7 protein-coding genes and 3 pseudogenes are annotated in these 16,377 nt (G+C 53.6%); 6 read left to right on the forward strand and 4 right to left on the reverse strand.

Going from position 1 to position 16,377, the window contains the following annotated elements; all coding sequences use genetic code 11:
* Positions 1–45: 45 nt before the first annotated feature.
* Positions 46–1,806 carry an EAL domain-containing protein gene (locus tag HX839_RS26415; protein ID WP_177067946.1) on the forward strand — a complete coding sequence of 587 codons (1,761 nt, stop codon included), beginning with the start codon at positions 46–48 and terminating at the stop codon, positions 1,804–1,806.
* 44 nt (positions 1,807–1,850) lie between these two features.
* Here HX839_RS26415 and katG read toward each other — a convergent pair whose 3' ends face one another.
* A complete protein-coding gene (katG, locus tag HX839_RS26420; protein ID WP_177067947.1) occupies positions 1,851–4,121 on the reverse strand; it encodes a catalase/peroxidase HPI in 2,271 nt (756 codons plus the stop codon).
* A gap of 646 nt (positions 4,122–4,767) precedes the next feature.
* Between katG and HX839_RS26425 the strand changes: the two are divergent.
* From HX839_RS26425 to HX839_RS26435, 3 genes and pseudogenes are all read left to right on the forward strand, one after another.
* Positions 4,768–5,064: pseudogene (locus tag HX839_RS26425) on the forward strand (ABC transporter ATP-binding protein); the annotation flags it as partial.
* Positions 5,065–5,497: 433 nt separating this feature from the next.
* Positions 5,498–8,137: a hypothetical protein gene (locus tag HX839_RS26430; RefSeq protein WP_177067948.1), complete on the forward strand. Its 2,640-nt coding sequence runs from the start codon at positions 5,498–5,500 to the stop codon at positions 8,135–8,137.
* Between the two features lie 96 nt (positions 8,138–8,233).
* Complete coding sequence (locus tag HX839_RS26435) at positions 8,234–9,322, forward strand: DUF6516 family protein (RefSeq protein WP_177067949.1); 1,089 nt, start codon at positions 8,234–8,236, stop codon at positions 9,320–9,322.
* A gap of 182 nt (positions 9,323–9,504) precedes the next feature.
* On the opposite strand, the pseudogene HX839_RS31700 reads toward HX839_RS26435, so the two are convergent.
* Positions 9,505–9,654 (reverse strand): annotated as a pseudogene (locus HX839_RS31700) (helix-turn-helix domain-containing protein); the annotation flags it as partial.
* A 376-nt stretch (positions 9,655–10,030) separates the two neighbouring features.
* Between HX839_RS31700 and HX839_RS31945 the strand changes: the two are divergent.
* Positions 10,031–10,296, forward strand: a pseudogene (locus tag HX839_RS31945) (type II toxin-antitoxin system RelE/ParE family toxin); the annotation flags it as partial.
* Positions 10,297–10,466: 170 nt separating this feature from the next.
* Here the strand turns inward: HX839_RS31945 and HX839_RS26445 are convergent.
* Complete coding sequence (locus tag HX839_RS26445) at positions 10,467–11,981, reverse strand: hypothetical protein (RefSeq protein ID WP_177067950.1); 1,515 nt, start codon at positions 11,979–11,981, stop codon at positions 10,467–10,469.
* Positions 11,950–13,002 carry a nucleoid-associated protein gene (locus tag HX839_RS26450; RefSeq protein ID WP_177067951.1) on the reverse strand — a complete coding sequence of 351 codons (1,053 nt, stop codon included), beginning with the start codon at positions 13,000–13,002 and terminating at the stop codon, positions 11,950–11,952. The genes HX839_RS26445 and HX839_RS26450 overlap by 32 nt, the downstream gene beginning before the upstream one ends.
* 331 nt (positions 13,003–13,333) lie before the next feature.
* Between HX839_RS26450 and HX839_RS26455 the strand changes: the two genes are divergently transcribed.
* Positions 13,334–16,006 (forward strand): AAA family ATPase, encoded by a 2,673-nt coding sequence (locus HX839_RS26455; protein ID WP_177067952.1) that lies wholly within the window; start codon positions 13,334–13,336, stop codon positions 16,004–16,006.
* Positions 16,007–16,377: the final 371 nt, after the last annotated feature.

Genomic DNA, 16,377 nt, shown 5'->3' on the forward strand with positions numbered 1-16,377 from the left:
TGTCTGATACCTTGTTGTACGAACATAACCACTTTGAGGATTGTCATGGGCGAAGGCGCTCCTATTCCGCCGAATGAAATTGAACGGCTAAAAGAGGTCGCGAAATTTTGTCCAACCGACAGCGATAGTGATGATGTATTTGAAAAGATCGTCGAGATGGCGTCTGCCTATTACAACGCCCCCATCGCACTGATTTCAATTGTCGATAAACACCGGCAATGGTTCAGGGCACGCGTGGGAATTACAGAAACGCAGACACCGCGAGAAGTGTCTTTTTGCGCCTACTCTACCCTGGACAACGCCCTGCTGGAGGTGTCGGACGCAACGCTGGATGCCCGCTTCAAAGACAATCCCCTGGTCACGGGGCCGCCGCATATTCGTTATTACGCGGGCGCGCCATTGATCACGGAGGATGGCTTTACCCTGGGAAGTCTCTGCATCATTGATACTGTCCCCCGCCCTCCCATGAGCGAGCGTGACAGTGCAATGCTCAACGACTTTGCCGAGCTGGTCATGATGCGCATACAGGGCATGCGGTCCCGCAACTTCGTAGACCAACCGACTGGGCTATTCAATCGACTCAGGCTTGAGGAAGATATACGTCAAGCGCTTAAGCTTGAAAACGCGTGCCATGTGTACGCAGTTGACATTATCTCGCCAAAGTTTCTCAACGATATTGTAAAGGCCCTGGGCTACAGCTTTGCCGGAGACCTGGTTCTGGCGATCAAATCTCGCCTGCAAAACCTGTTACCCGCGCAGTGCCTGCTTTACAAAATCAGCCCGACGCGGTTTGGCTTCATCCTTGAGAAGAATCAAAACACCGAGCACATCTGCGAAAGTATTCTCAAGGACTTCAAAAAGCCTGTTGAATGCCACGGCATCCCCATCCTCATGCAAGTCGGGATTGGCGTGCTGCCCATTCACCATTCCGGCCAGCAAGACTGGCTGCGCCTGCTGGTGAGTGCGGCAGATGAGGCGCGTGACCGCAAGCTGGGATGGTCTCTTTATGAACCCCAGTTTGACGCGGCTCAGCAACGCGCGTTCATGCTGTTGAGTTCGTTGCCGGAAGCGGTCAGCTGCGACAAACAGTTCAGCCTGGTGTATCAGCCCAAAGTCAAACTGCCCTCGGGAAGCTGTGATTCGGTAGAGGCATTGCTACGCTGGAACCATCCGTTGCTTGGCCCCATCAGCCCTGCCGAGTTCATCCCCCTGGCCGAAAAAACCGCGTTGATACCGTCCGTTGGATTATGGGTGCTCAAGGCAATCATCCGGCAAGCTGCAGCCTGGAAAGCACAAGGCGTGCGCCTGCGAATAGCGATGAACATTACCGTCAGCGATCTGGAAAGCTCCGAGTTCGTGGACGCGATGATTCATGAGCTTCACCGGCATGACCTTGACCCTGCCGACTTTGAACTTGAGTTTACCGAAAGCATGTTGATGACCAACCCTGAGGAAGTCATCCGGCAACTGCAGCGCGTTCGGCAGATTGGCATAGAGGTCGCGGTTGATGATTTCGGCACGGGCTACAGCAACTGGGCGTACCTGAAGGAACTGCCGGCCACTACCGTCAAGCTGGATCAATCATTGATCAGCGGGCTGGGCAGCAATCAAAATGACAAGCAGTTGGTTAAAACCCTGATAGGCCTGGCGAAAGGGCTCGGCTACCGAGTCGTTGCCGAAGGCGTAGAGAACCAGGAAATCCTCGACCTCTTGATACAGTGGGGATGTTCCGAAGCGCAGGGCTACCTGATAGCAAAGCCCATGACCGCAACGGACCTGGAAACCTGGATAAGCCCAGGCCGCTAGCGAACAGGCCCACAGCGTGGGCCTGTAAACGTCAGGCGCCAGTGTCAGGCCAGTTCAAAGCGATCCAGGTTCATCACCTTGGTCCAGGCCGCCACGAAGTCCTCGACGAACTTCTCCTCGGCGTCGGCACTGCCATAGACTTCGGACAGCGCCCTCAACTGGGCATGCGAACCGAACACCAGGTCGACCCGGGTGCCAGTCCACTTGACGGCACCGGTCTTGCGGTCATGCGCCTCAAAGGTATCGTGGCTGCCGGTGACTGGCTTCCATTCAACGCCCATGTCCAGCAGGTTCCTGAAGAAGTCATTGGTCAGGGTTCCCGGGCGCTCGGTGAACACCCCGTGCTTGCTTTCCCCGACATTTAGACCCAAGACCCGCAGTCCGCCCAACAGCACCGTCATTTCGGGTGCGGTCAATGTCAGCAGTTGCGCCTTGTCGATCAGCAACGCTTCGGCCGACACCTTGTAGTGCCCCTTCTGGTAGTTGCGAAAGCCATCGGCGACCGGTTCAAGGAAACCGAACGAATCGACATCCGTCTGCTCCTGGGAAGCATCCGTGCGCCCTGCCGTGAAAGGCACCGTGGTCTGGCGGCCGGCATTTTTGACCGCCAGCTCAACCCCCACACTGCCCGCCAGCACGATCAGATCGGCCAGGGAAATCTTTTTGCCTCCCGTCTGTGCGGTATTGAAGTCGCCCTGAATAGCTTCGAGACGCTTCAGTACGCCCGACAGTTGCTCAGGCTGGTTGACCGCCCAGTCCTTCTGCGGAGCCAGGCGCAGGCGCCCGCCATTGGCTCCTCCGCGTTTATCGGAGCCGCGGAAGGTGGACGCCGCTGCCCATGCTGTCGAAACCAGCTGCGAGACCGTCAGCCCCGCGGCGAGAATCTTTTGCTTGAGCGCCGCCACATCCTGTTCATCCACCAGCGGATGATCGACCGCAGGAATCGGGTCCTGCCACAGCAACTCTTCCGCGGGGGTTTCCGGGCCGAGATAACGCGCAAGCGGGCCCATGTCGCGGTGGGTAAGTTTGAACCAGGCACGGGCAAAGGCGTCTGCCAGTTGGTCCGGGTTGGCCAGGAAACGTCGGGAGATCTGTTCGTACGCCGGATCGAAACGCAGCGCCAGGTCCGAGGTCAGCATGCTCGGCGCATGCCGCCTGCCGGCGTCATGGGCATCCGGAACCTTGCCGGCGCCGGCACCGTTCTTCGGTGTCCACTGATGGGCGCCCGCCGGGCTCCTGGTCAGCTCCCATTCAAAGCCGAAGAGATTTTCGAGGTACTCATTGCTCCATCTTGTCGGCGTCGAAGTCCAGGTCACCTCCAGCCCGCTGGTGATGGTGTCACCGCCCTTGCCGCTGCCGAAGCTGTTTTTCCAGCCCAGCCCCTGCTCTTCCAGGCCAGCCGCTTCCGGTTCCGGGCCGACGTTATCCGCCGGACCTGCGCCGTGGGTCTTGCCGAAGGCGTGACCGCCGGCGATCAGGGCTACGGTCTCTTCGTCATTCATCGCCATGCGACCGAAGGTTTCACGGATATCCTTCGCCGAGGCGACCGGATCCGGAACACCTTCAGGCCCTTCCGGGTTCACGTAGATCAAGCCCATCTGCACAGCGGCGAGGGGATTTTCCAGGTTGCGCTCACCGCCCCCGGTGCGGCTTTCTTCGTTGCCATGGTTCTGCGGTTCAGCCACCAACGGACCATCACCCGGCTGCTGCATTTTCTTTTGCACGCCGTAACGCTCTTCTCCCCCCAGCCACGTGGTCTCGGCGCCCCAGTAAACGTCCTCGTCCGGCTCCCAGACATCCGGGCGACCGCCGGAGAACCCGAAGGTCTTGAACCCCATCGACTCCAGCGCAACGTTACCGGTGAGTACGATCAAATCGGCCCAGGAAATCCGCCGGCCGTACTTTTGCTTGACCGGCCAGATCAGGCGACGCGCCTTATCCAGGCTGACGTTGTCAGGCCAGCTGTTGAGCGGTGCAAAGCGCTGCTGACCGGAACCGGCACCGCCGCGACCGTCGGCGGTACGGTAGGTCCCGGCGCTGTGCCAGGCCATGCGAATGAACAGCGGGCCGTAATGGCCAAAGTCCGCCGGCCACCAGTCCTGGGATTGCGTCATGACATCGCGCAAATCCTGCTTGACCGCTTCAAAGTCAAGGCTCTGGAACGCCTTGGCGTAATCGAAGCCCTCACCCATGGGATCGCTGAGGGAGGAATGCTGATGCAGGATCTTCAGGTTCAGTTGCTGGGGCCACCAGTCTCGGTTCGTGGTGCCGCCACCCGCAGCGTGGTTGAAAGGGCATTTCGATTCAGTTGACATGCTTGGCACACCTTTTAGTCATGTTCATCCGTACCATCGCGCCACTGGCGCACCTCAGACATTGATGGCTGAGTGCTGAGATTAGCTTCGATCGCGGAAAACTCTAATAGTCAGAACGTTATCGCTTGATAGGCAGCGTCTTTGCGTTGAAAGCCATCTTTACCTGCGGGTCGGGCGTTCTGAATGGCCATTCACTTCAGAGAGAGGCCGGTAAACGTCCACAGGAAGGCGACTACCGATGCGTGTGAGAATTGGCAACCCTACAAATCCGAGTTCGTCGATAAAGAGTAGATAGCGCACCGGAGCCTGCGGGCGCCAAGCGTCTCGCAGAAACGAAAAAGACGCCGAAGCGTCTATTCCTTAAATCGCAGGCAAAAAAAAGCCACTCTATTGAGTGGCTTTTTCTTTGTGTTTGGAGCGGGAAACGAGACTCGCATCTGGTATCCGACCCGTTGAAATCTAAGGGTTTTCTTTTCTTTCCGAAGCATGAAAAGACTCAATTCTGGACTTGTTTTTGGTGTGTATCAAGGGCCAAGAAAGAGCGATGCAACGAACGCGGCAATCGAGGGCATTCGAGCAATGGCTGAATGCAACGACAAGGAAATCCATATCCTGCCGGACAAGGCGCGCAGCCACCTGCAACAATCCCGACCTGCTGCTGCTTGACGAACCGGTCAGCGCGCTGGACGTGTCGGCGCAGGCGCGCATTCTTGAGCTACTTGAAGAGCTTCAGCGTGAGATGGGCATTACTTACGTACTGGTGTCGCACGACCTGTCGGTGGTCGCCAACTTTGCCCACCGGGTGCTGGTGCTGCGCCATGGCCCGGTGATTGAGCAGGGGTCGGTGGAGCAGATTTTCAACCATGCCGCCAACGCGTACACCCGGGAGTTGATTGAGGCGATACCTGGACGGCATGAGGTCGCCATGGCCGTGGCAGTGTGAGTGGTGGAGCTGAGTATTGGGGCCAGGCGTAGTCAAGAGAGCGAAACCAACGTAAGCCAGTATTTGGTAGGCCTAATGTCCAAAACCCAACAACGCATGAGCTCCCCTATTGCGTTATTGGTGGAGGTCCAATGCATAAAGCAAAACGGAAAATGACTTCTCAACCCGACCAATGCAGCCAGTGCGTCAACTTCGATTGGCAATGCATATTCAACCTCGTAGCAAAAAACTGAACAGATCGGCAAGCCGTTTGAAATAGAGGCGCTTGACGTGCTGAACCGGCAAGGAATCCGGTAAAGCACCTGATATAGTGGCACTTCAGCAGCACTCAAGACCTTTAGAGAACCAGTGGGGTCCAGTGCGGTATCAAACGTAAACTCTAGAGAAATCATATCCGTCAGGTTGACTCTCTCAGCTAAGGCCGACCCAACAAGTGATCACCAAATGGTTAGTGGATGGACAAGCACTCTTCACCCGTACTCGGTCGGGCGGCGCAAATGCACTGAAGGGATTTGAATTTCAAAAGGCCTACGCGCAACTGCGTTTGGTGTGGCTGCTAACAGGAAAAAATGGGGTTGTAGAAGTGCGCTATGAAGGCGCGCAAGACATCGACATACGGTATGGAAACGGCGAACAACAATTCGTCCAAGCAAAAGACTATGCGTGGGGCAAACTCACCAGGGCTGCTATTTACGATGCCCTTGCAGGCTTTACACGAGACCTCATTCACGCGAGAAAACAAGGATCCCCAGAAGAAAAATTTTTACGATTTACCTTGACCAGCACCACCCCTCCAATCGATAAAAAATCCCTTGAGCTCTATCGTAATGTTTACCCACATGAGCATGCCCCTCAAATCGCAAAACGTATTGCCAACAAATATCGCTACGGTCTAGATGATCAAAGCACTAAAAACACTGTGTATGAAGCAATGGCAAGAACTGATTTCGAGGTCAGTTCGACAGGAACACCGTGCGCAGACTTAGAAGCAATTGCTTCATGGGAGCTGGTAAAATTTGGTGTTCCTGTTGACCTTGCAAGTGCCACCTTAAGCCATATTGGCGACTTACTTGAAGCACGCGCATCAATGCAGGTTGAGGACGTAGCCGCTGTACTGCTTGGACTTCCAAGTCAACATCCCGCAAACGCTAATAGCCCATGCCGTTTACTGCCAAGCCGCAGTGTATTACTGGATGAAGTGCAGGCAAAAATTCACTTTTTAAAAGGTGCCTTGCCTAGCCTCTGGGCGGCGATTGCAAATAATCTCGACGTACGTCGCTCTTTACAATCAAAAATAGAGCAAAAACTTTTAGCACTAGTCTCAACAGGAGGGATGTTAGTTATCGAAGGTGCCGCTGGTACCGGCAAGTCGACCCTCGCCCGTCGTGCCGTATGGGACTTGCACCGAAAAGGCATCTTCATAGCACTACACGCGGCGTTTCCCGCTAGTTTGACTGATGAGAGCTGGCAAGCAATTGTTAAGTTAAGTGTAGTGAGTGAAAGACCGATCCTGATACTGGTTGATGACGTATGGAGACAGACGTCTTTCATTGAACGACTTGATCAAAACGTCCGCAAGCATCTCTGTGTCTTAGCGACTTCGCGGCCCGGCGAACAGGGGCAAATTCAACCCTTTCAACTGATTCCAGAAAATTTAACGCTGAGCAGTTTAGAGCCTCCCGAGTTCGAGAAATTATGCGATCTTCTGGGCGTGAGTTCAAACAGCTCGACTAAAGATGGGGCCTTACAGGTGCTCATTGATACCGGCCAGATATTTTCAGCTTCGCTGATCCTACAGAGCGGCTCATTAAAAGACTTTGCAACGCGTTTGATAATGCCACTGCGTGAACTTTATACACCGCATTGGGATGGCTTTATTGACCTGTGTGTATGTGGAATGCACGACCACACCGTTCCCAAACGAATATTGGCGCGAAGGTTAGGCAATACAAGCGAGTTCTGGAAAAACCCTAAATTCTCTGACTTAATGTTCGATGCTGGCGAGCACAATGATCGACTTAGAGTTGGCCACGCGCTTATAGCAGCCGCGGTCATTGATGTGGCCGAAGTACCCGCGGTTAAAGTGGCATTATCCATATGCTCCGATTGCGACATTGAAGATCCAGAAGAACGGCGCTTTGCGCTAAGGCTTTTTTCAAATCTAACCATTGATGAAGACTGGCTCAATTCCTGCTTGGTCTATAAGCGAGATATCATTGCCTTTACTCAACGTATCTTGCCCATCGCTTCGTACACCGAGCTGAATCGTATAATTTATATAATGGAAAAACTGAAGCGCACGGAGGAAGCCGAGCAAACCAAGAAACTGCTCATAGGGGAAAGAGTTAAAGGCGGCCCTGACGTATGGCTGGCGATGACTCAAGCAAACAAAGAGAATTTTCACGATCTCTTCGAAGGTGCCCTGACCTTTTATCAACGTGACCCTACAGCTTATGCAAAGCGAAAATTCTTGCTCGCCGTAATGACTTTCGGCTCGATTGAGGCGAAGCAGGCCACCGCAGAGCACATGAGCCTATGGTTAAGGCAAAAAGGTTTTCCGCCCCAAGAGACACGAATTTTCTTCGACCTTTGCACATACACCAGCCATGAATCTTCAAAAAAACACTCATGGCTAGTAGGGAAATACTCTCAGGAGCAGGTCATTACCATGGAGACCTCTCTAGCAGCCATTCGCATACTTGAAAGAGCGAAAGATGAAACGCATTTCTTCCAATTAGAAGCTCGACTGGTAATAGAACTTCGCTTGCCGCAGGATGCGCCACTGGTGGCAATGGAAGTCGCTATACAGCTCACCAACACCCGACAACGACTGAAAAAACAAAGCGTACAACCCGACCTGTGCGACGTGCTGATGAACATGTATTTCGAGGCGCCGACTCGAATGCTTCGCGCCAGACTACTAAAGTCGGCCATTCTGCTCGCACCACAGGACCAGTGTGAACGGCTTCGTCCATTGGTTGCAGAAATAGGGCGTTCATCGCGTAGCCAAAAAGCAAAAAATTGCTTAGGACTTTTCGCAAAAAAATTCTCAATTCCGATGAGTGATATATAACCGACAAACAAATCACAATTCAAAAAACCGGGCACTCGAGCCAGCTAAAAACACATTATCATTACATAAAAATTGCACTCACGAACTCATAAAAATATGACCTCAAAAAAATACAATTTTTTCAATATCGACAGCTCACTCTCCCCTTTGAGGAGCGACGAAATAAGCGGATCATTAATTGACACGAGAGCATCCAGCTGGGCGTACAACGAAGCAGTGCTAGAACATGAAAAGCGTTTAAATTTTGTGCTTGAATTCACAACATCTACTCCCTCTTACTGGCTAAAACTAATCGACACCGCAACAACGCGCTTTTGGATAAAATCTACAAACACCGCAATACTCGTTTATGACGCGAACGCTGACTGTGGTTATACGCGAACGTACAGAACAAATTTTATCAGTCGGAAAACTGTAAAAACCGAACATCCGTGGATAGATCTTAAAAACGAAGACACCTTCTACAATACTTTGAACACACCCAGCCACGAGGCAATATTTAATCATTGGCTAATCCACATGAAACATATCATGTCATTGCCCATTGAATTTGCTACTGGACGACTAGCGAACACGAGCACCGCCAAAGTATTTATTATCTTGAAAGGAAGCGGTTGCGTTATTTGTGGAAACTATGCTAGCTGCTTTGCGGCGACCACGATGGGTACCGCATCTTCGGCGGTACTGGTAAAAATGCCATTGTGTTCATCACATATAAACGCTGCAAAAAAACACCCTTCCGTATTGAATTTTCTGGCATCTATTTTCAATCTTAATTGGGACTGGCCTGAATACGTAAAACTTAATCATATTCCAGACAATCTCATCAGTACAATTCACTCACTTGCTGCCAAGGCGTTGGACGGGGATATGTTCAAGACTTTCAAACACAAAAAAGGCTGGGTATTAACCATTCGCCTATCCAGCGGCTGGACCTGGAAACTGAGGCTAAATACCTTCCTAGATTACGCATACGTCCTATTGGATACGAATAATAAACAGGTATACCGGGCCGACTCGGCAATGCATCACCCGGAGGTTAAGTTTCCTCCCCATCACGAGCACTCTTCACCCCTTAAAAAAAACAAGGACCATGTCAGCGCTAGTTTTCTCTATGGCCACCCATTGTTCGATATGAAACGGTTGAAAGATATTGGGAATATTCACGGCGCCTACGCATCCTGAGTGTAACCATCCTTTCTTCTATAGCATTTCAGCTACTTGTGAGCTCGGCTTCAGACTTGAGGGGAGCTATCAGCCCCCGAAACGCAGCTCGAATAAAATCTGTGCCTTGGTCGATTGCTCTAGGTGCACTTGGGCAACCCTTCAGTTTAGTATTTCGCAATCGATCAGCATGCCCAGAGTCATTAGCCAGCGGCGAAGTAACGTCCAGGTGTCACACCAAAGGTCCGACGGCACAGCGCGATGAACGCGCTGACGTCGTCATAGCCCAACTCTCGGGCGACACGAGTGACAGACGCCCCAGTTGCCAGCCTCTCCAGTGTCCGTAACAACCGTACACGCTGGCGTCACTTAGTGAAGCTGAAACCTGTCTCTCGCACAGAGTGAAGCGTCAATGTACGAGAGGCCTGCCCAGGTGGCCCATTCGTACAGGAGACGTTCGTCGCCAGGCCGATCCGACCATGCCAGGGCAATCTTTCGTAATCGCGAATCCTGGGGCATCGGCACCCCAGGGTGGCGCGGTGTAAGGAACAAATCTCATCCAATACCACCCCAGCCGACCCCTATTGGTCAGCATCCAGCGAATAGTTTCGCCACGCCGATGCCCGTGCGATGGCATCGCGCAAAAGAGCGGTTACGACCAGGATGCAGGGTTCAATGGGTAGGCCAGCACACCCCTGAATCGAAACGTAGACGCTCCATCCGGCGAAGTTAGGCGATCAAGCACGCCAGCGCTACCAGGCGCTGATCCTCGCGGAACTGCAAGCTATTTTGGCAGCCACGACCGCGATGAGCTTACACCGGGCCTTCGCAGCTATCACCTCATCTATTCACGCCAGCAGGCCAAACACTCTCATGGGACGGTCAAAAGCCCACGCCATATCGTGTTCTATCGTGTGGCAAACGACGACGTTATCGAGGTGGTCCCATTTCTTCATGACGTCATGGAAGTACAACTGCACCTGCCCAACGAATGATCACCGGCCCGGCCCAAAGGCTTAACCGGCCATGAACAGAGCCCCTCTCTACATCTCAACCTAAGCACCCACTGCCAGCCGACTCAGCGGCCATTTGAAGCGGGAGGTTCTAGGTCCGACCGGGCTATCGAGAGGCATTCTGCACTTCGTCTGACTGCGCGCCAAAACTACTACAGTATGGTGGGGGGCCGTGCAATCAATCCCGTGCCTCCTTTACTGGCCGGATCACTGAGGACTGAGGCTTGGATCGTTATGGCCCAAGGATCGGGGGAAGTGCGCTCAGAGTGAACATCCGGACGAGGTTGTTTTTTTGGCATCACGGATGGGGGAGGCACCGGAGGGGGCGGCGCTTGATCCACATGCACAAATGCAAAGAGAATCACCCCTAGAGCCACAACGGAGAGGACGCCCAAGCCATACCTTGCCACGTTGAAGAACACGCGCTCAACTTGGCCAATGGGCTCTTTCACCATCTTGTTGAATTCGTCAGTTGATAGGTAACGATACAGCTTCGGTTGCCACTCCTCGCGCAAATTTTTCTGGATGCTAATAAACTTCCAACCTGAAAAAACGCTAATGACCGTATACGCAACGGCGACCACCATTACGATGCTGATCAGGTACGCGTTAACCTGCACACTGATTCGTGCGGCAATCAAACCCAGGCCGACGGTCAGCGCGGTCGCAATCGCGGTCACGCTTTGGCGCGTTGCATCGGTGGCTTTAGAGGTTTCTTCAGTCACGGCCTTGCGTAGGTCACCCAACGACTTCAGTGTGTCTTTCGTAACTTCCGAGACGGACATCTGATAGGCAATCTTGGCGCATTCCAACGCGGAGGCAAGGTGTTCTTTGAAGTAAGCCTTGACCGTACCGTCAGCTCGGCCGGAGCGTGCTATCTCACCGGAAAGCAGGATGTGTTTAACCTCAGCTTCCCTGGCATTTTCGTACACCCAAGCGACTGCGTCCTGAAGGCCATGAAACTCATCCATCGGAATGCTAGAGAGATTCAGCCGCAGGTTCTCATCGAACTTAAGATTGAGTTTTGGCGGCCCCTTGAAGGTTAGCGTCGACCCAGTCTCATCGATCTCATTTGCGACACAGCGGCACAACGCGTCGTAGGCGTGCGTAGCCCAAATGATATTGAGTGCATCAGCGGAATCGAGTGTTTGCCCATCAACCAGCAGCCAATGTCGAATGTCATCGGGCACCGACCTAACGGAAGCTGACTCTTTGACAAGTAACCTCGGTGCCTTCGTGGGGGGCGCCTCAGTGCATTCCAACGCTTCATCCCAGTTGCTGTAGGCACGAAGGCGACTACAGAACGGTTTCGTGAGGCCAAGCACTCTCCACTGAGTCGCAGAATGCCCTTTTTTCAGATGATTGCTGAAGCCTATTTCGGTGACCAGAAAGAGGACTGCCCCCTCCTTCCCTATCTGCTGCTCTGGCTTTTCGAGTTCGATGCGAAATGGGCCAAAATCATCCGACACTTCGTCGCGGTGATACTCGTTACCGTGCATGTCATAGATGCTGAAATACCAACCGGCTACTGACGCAGCATTGATGACCGTAAGCGTCGCCGATTCCTGCAGGCTCGACGCTGAGAGAGACGATTCACCCTCGCTGATAAGAGCCTGCTTTGTCCGAGCAAGATCGTTAAGAAGTGACGCTAGCTTTAGGTGCGACAACGCTGTCCTCCGTGACCCGATTGGTCTCCACGATGATCTGCTTCCGTTCGTCTTCTAAATCCACCACGCGCACGTTCGGGTTATCAGTCTTGTCCGGGAAGGTAATGGTCACACCTTCAACAGTGATGATTTTGCGCATATAGGGCTGACGAAGGATTTTGCGGTCAGGCTTGAACGTAAGCTCATGCAACTTGCTGGATTTCACACGCTTACGGGTCTCGCGTTCCAGGCGATTCGCGACCTTCACATCGTCAGGGGCGCCAGCAGCAACGAGTACAGCCTCTACGATTGCATTCTCATCAATTTTCAGACGCCTGCCCAAAATCCCTTGGGCATGCTTGATTGCCTTGGGCACGTCTTCATCGGGCAAATCCTTTTTGCATGCCTGCAGGATGCTGCGGAGCAATTTGCGGGATATCTCACTCAGCTCGCTGTTGGAGATAGCCCTCGTCACCGACAGGAAGTCCGCAAAGTAATCCGCGATGTCGGGACCCTGCTTGGTTCTATCTGTAGCTGATACGTCTTGACTGGCCACCCCGTTGATCACACGCACCAGAGCAGTCTTCTGGATTGCCTTCTTGTCATCGACAAGTGCGGTCAGAATGCGCCTGAGAGATTTCTGGGGATTGGCATCATCCTGCTCTAGAGCGAATTTGTAGTCGTACTTGATTAAGCTGAATATCACGACGCTAGGTTCATCAACCGCCAGCTCGAACATGCACAATACCCCATCGGCACTACCGCTGACGTGAGCGGTATTGAAGCTTCGGGCAAGGCCTTGGGCACCGGCTTCGAAACCGATATCGCCGTTCGCGATGGCCTCAAGTTCCCGCCGCGAGGCGGAGAGATTCTTGAACATGAACACGGGCGAGGCAGCTGTCTCTAGTATCTTCCCTGTGAAAAAACTTTCTTCCTCAAGGTCGCGCTCGGGCATAGCCTCGAAATTCTTACCGCCAACGACATGCAAAATCATCTTTTTTATCGTCAGGGAGGCTTCTTCTTCTTCCGTAAAAAAGCTCATTGATTCTCCATAATTTGCTCACGCCACCCTGTTCAAAAGGCACGGCGAGCCGCTACCGAGCAAACCGAATGGCCTGATCTCGTATCACGGCTGGGTTGTGTGTGTGATCCTTACGTAGCTCGCGTTACGTATTGATAAAATCGCCATAGTGCAACGTTGCGCCAGAGGATAGGTTGCCGCCAGAGCTGGTGGCAAGCAGCCATTACGAAATGTAAGCTACCGAAAACAGAAGAGCACCTATTTTTGATGGAAGTATTAAGGGACGTTCGCGATTTCATTGCGGTACGCAATAATCTGGTGCGTTCAATTAGCCAACAACAAGGAGGGGCGTATGGCATCTGCAAGGCAAGACTTCGAACGCTACGTGCAATGGCTTTATCAGCCCGACAAGCAAGTGCCCGAGGACGTGCGGCGCTTGGCTACTCTAGCACTAGGAAACTTCGATGAACTGGCGGGGACGTCACGTCAAAGAAACCAGCGATCCACTTACCTCGTAGGATTGCTTCGCAGGGAACTTGGGAACACTGTTGCTGCAGCGCCGACGGCGGCCGTCGAAGGCGAAGGCGACGCCGGCACCTGGCCGTGGGCCAGGCTTCGGCATCTGACACTAGGCCCATTCCGAGGGTTTCGGATAGCTGAGCCGTTCGACCTCTCGAAGCAGATCACCCTCTTTTATGGCCCCAACGGCAGTGGCAAGACCAGCTTGTGCGAAGGGCTGGAATACGCCCTCCTGGGAGATGTCGAAGAGGCTGGCAATAAGCGCATTGCCGCACGGACCTATCTTGCAAATGTCCACGACAGGCGATTTGACCCACCAGTTCTGAGGGCCACAGATCAACATGGGCGAGAAGTCGATGTTCTTGCGAGTCTCGACACCTATCGCTTCTGTTTCATTGAAAAGAACCGGATCGACGCGTTCTCAAGGATCGCTGCGCGACCCAATGCCCAACGAGCAGAATTGATTGCTACCCTCTTCGGTATGGATCAGTTCAATGAGTTCGTCAGCCACTTCAACGAGTCCATTGACGGGCAACTCGTCTTGATCGGCGAGCGGCAAAATACCTTAGCTGCGCGTCGCAATGCGTTAGCTGCGGACCGTACAACGGTCGAGGGGGAGGCCGCATCTCAACAAGTACTTTCCGACGAGGAGGCAGCGTTGGCGAAAGAGTACGCCGCCGACGCTACCTATGAAGCGCTCAGGAACCTGATAGGCACCCCCCAAGCCCCTGGGCGGCTGCAGGAACTTGAGGGCATCCTCGAAGCTGTTCCGCCAAATGTGCTTGGCGTAACCCGTCAAGGCCTTCTAGATGCCCTAGACAAGGCTCGGCAATGCGGTAAAGGACTAGATGCCATCATCGCTGCACTTCGCGCCAAGAGCGACCAAGTTTCTTTCAAAGCACTGTATGACTCCGTGCTCGCTCTCCGGGATGTTGTCGGAGATCGCTGCCCGGCGTGCGATACCCCGCTCGACGGACAACCCCACGTAGCGACAAATCCCTACCAGAAGGCAGCAGATGGGCTGAGGCAACTCGAAGAACTGGGAGCCCTACAAGATCAGCAACAGACAGCAGAAACCACGCTCGGCAAGATGTCTCGCGAATTGCGCCAGATGTTCGGCCCTATCGCCGCGTTCCTCGCCGCACAAGACGAGGAAGGTACCGCGACAGGTCGTTGGGTGGCGCAATTGCCGGGAGAACCCTCGGGCCGTTGGTGGTCAGTCATTTACCCAAAAGCGGCCGCCGCTGAAGCAAACATTCCATCGCTGGACGAGATCCTCGCAGTCGTCGATCACATGGCTGCACAAGACGATGCAACACGGAAGGCGCAGCAGGATCGGCAGCCACACGTTGCTGAACGTCGGCGACTCAGCGAGTTTCTATTGCGGGTTCAGGCTCAGAACCTCAAGCGGCAGCAATTGAAGGAGAACGTCGAAGCCGCAATGAACCGTATCAAGGCGTTTGACGACACAAATGCTGAACTCATTACCCAAGCAGAGCAAGAGAAGCTAGACATAGCACGAGACACACCCTTCAAAGCAGGGTACGACCGTTTCCTGGAAGAGTTGAGGACGTATAGAGATCAGCTTCCAGAGCAACTGATGGCCGGACTTAATGACGCTGCCAAGGATCTCTACAATGCATTCAACCGCAATGACCGGAACGAAGACAAGCTTTCCGCGCTGCATCTTCCATTGGCTGGCGATGGAAAAATTGAAATAAGTTTCCGCGGTAACCCTGATGCTCGCTTGGATGCTCTGCACATCCTTAGCGAAGGGCATGTCCGCTGCCTCGGATTGGCAATCCTCATGGCCAAGGCAAAGAGCATCGGCTGCCCGGTCATCGTTTTCGATGACGCCATCAATGCCATCGACAATGACCATCGAGGCGGCATCCGCGAGGCCATATTCGAAAGCGATCAGTTCGCACAAACTCAGTTGATCGTAACCTGCCACAGCAATGAGTTCATCAAGGACATTCAGCAACATCTTCCCGCCCAGCGGCGAGGTTCGTGCCAGGTCTACCTATTCCGCCACCACGACGGCAACTATCAACCTAGAGTGGCAGGCAACATTCCAACTGCAAACTACATCGCCAAGGCCCGAGCGGCAAGGGATGCACTGAATGATAGAGAGGCTTTGGCGGCATCACGCCAAGCCCTGGAAATGCTGTCAGAAAAGACGTGGCGCTGGCTGGGAAGTCATGATCAAGGTCTGCTCAATCTCTTGCTTGCGGGTGTTGGAGCTGAGCCCGGCCTGCGCAACCTCTGCGAAGCATTGGTGAAGAAATTACGCGATGCGCAGACCTTCAACCATGCCAATAAAGACCCGCTCTTGACCGCCTACGGACAAATTCTCGGAATCCCCGTCACCAACCTCGTGTGGACCTACCTCAACAAGGGCACACATGAGGAGGCCGAACGGGATGATTTTGATGGTGAGCTCGTTGAGACTCTAGTCCAAACGCTGGAGGAACTTGACCGCCTTGATCTGAGACCTGGCCGCTAGCGTATTAGTTGGTCGTATTGTGTACTGCCCCGCCCGATGCCGCCGGCAGGGCAGCCAAAAGCATCCCTAATGTAAGTCGAGTGACCATGGACGAAAACAGGAAATTTGAACTGGACGAAGCCGCAGCCCGAAGCCACACCCCTCCCGGATGGCCAATCCAGCGCATCGAGATCAAGTCTAGCGGCAAGGCACCCAAGACATATGGGCCGGCAACCTATCGATTTTCTGCCTCGCTGACGCTGAGCGTCATTCTTCCCCGGCGGGGATGGACGCTTGTCAAAGCAACCAAAAACTACGCGTATCTAACGGCCCCGCCAGGACAGGGGCTCCCGCCATTCATCATTTCCATTGCAGTCCCTACAGAAGAAGAA

The organism is Pseudomonas sp. I8001, from assembly GCF_013385345.1.
GTDB lineage: Bacteria > Pseudomonadota > Gammaproteobacteria > Pseudomonadales > Pseudomonadaceae > Aquipseudomonas.

Bases quoted from the DNA above. Each gene is read 5' to 3' on its own strand.
- HX839_RS26435 (WP_177067949.1), top strand. From the start codon at position 8,234: ATGACCTCAAAAAAATACAATTTTTTCAATATCGACAGCTCACTCTCC.
- HX839_RS26415 (WP_177067946.1), top strand. From the start codon at position 46: ATGGGCGAAGGCGCTCCTATTCCGCCGAATGAAATTGAACGGCTAAAA.
- katG (WP_177067947.1), bottom strand. From the start codon at position 4,121: ATGTCAACTGAATCGAAATGCCCTTTCAACCACGCTGCGGGTGGCGGC.
- HX839_RS26450 (WP_177067951.1), bottom strand. From the start codon at position 13,002: ATGAGCTTTTTTACGGAAGAAGAAGAAGCCTCCCTGACGATAAAAAAG.
- HX839_RS26455 (WP_177067952.1), top strand. From the start codon at position 13,334: ATGGCATCTGCAAGGCAAGACTTCGAACGCTACGTGCAATGGCTTTAT.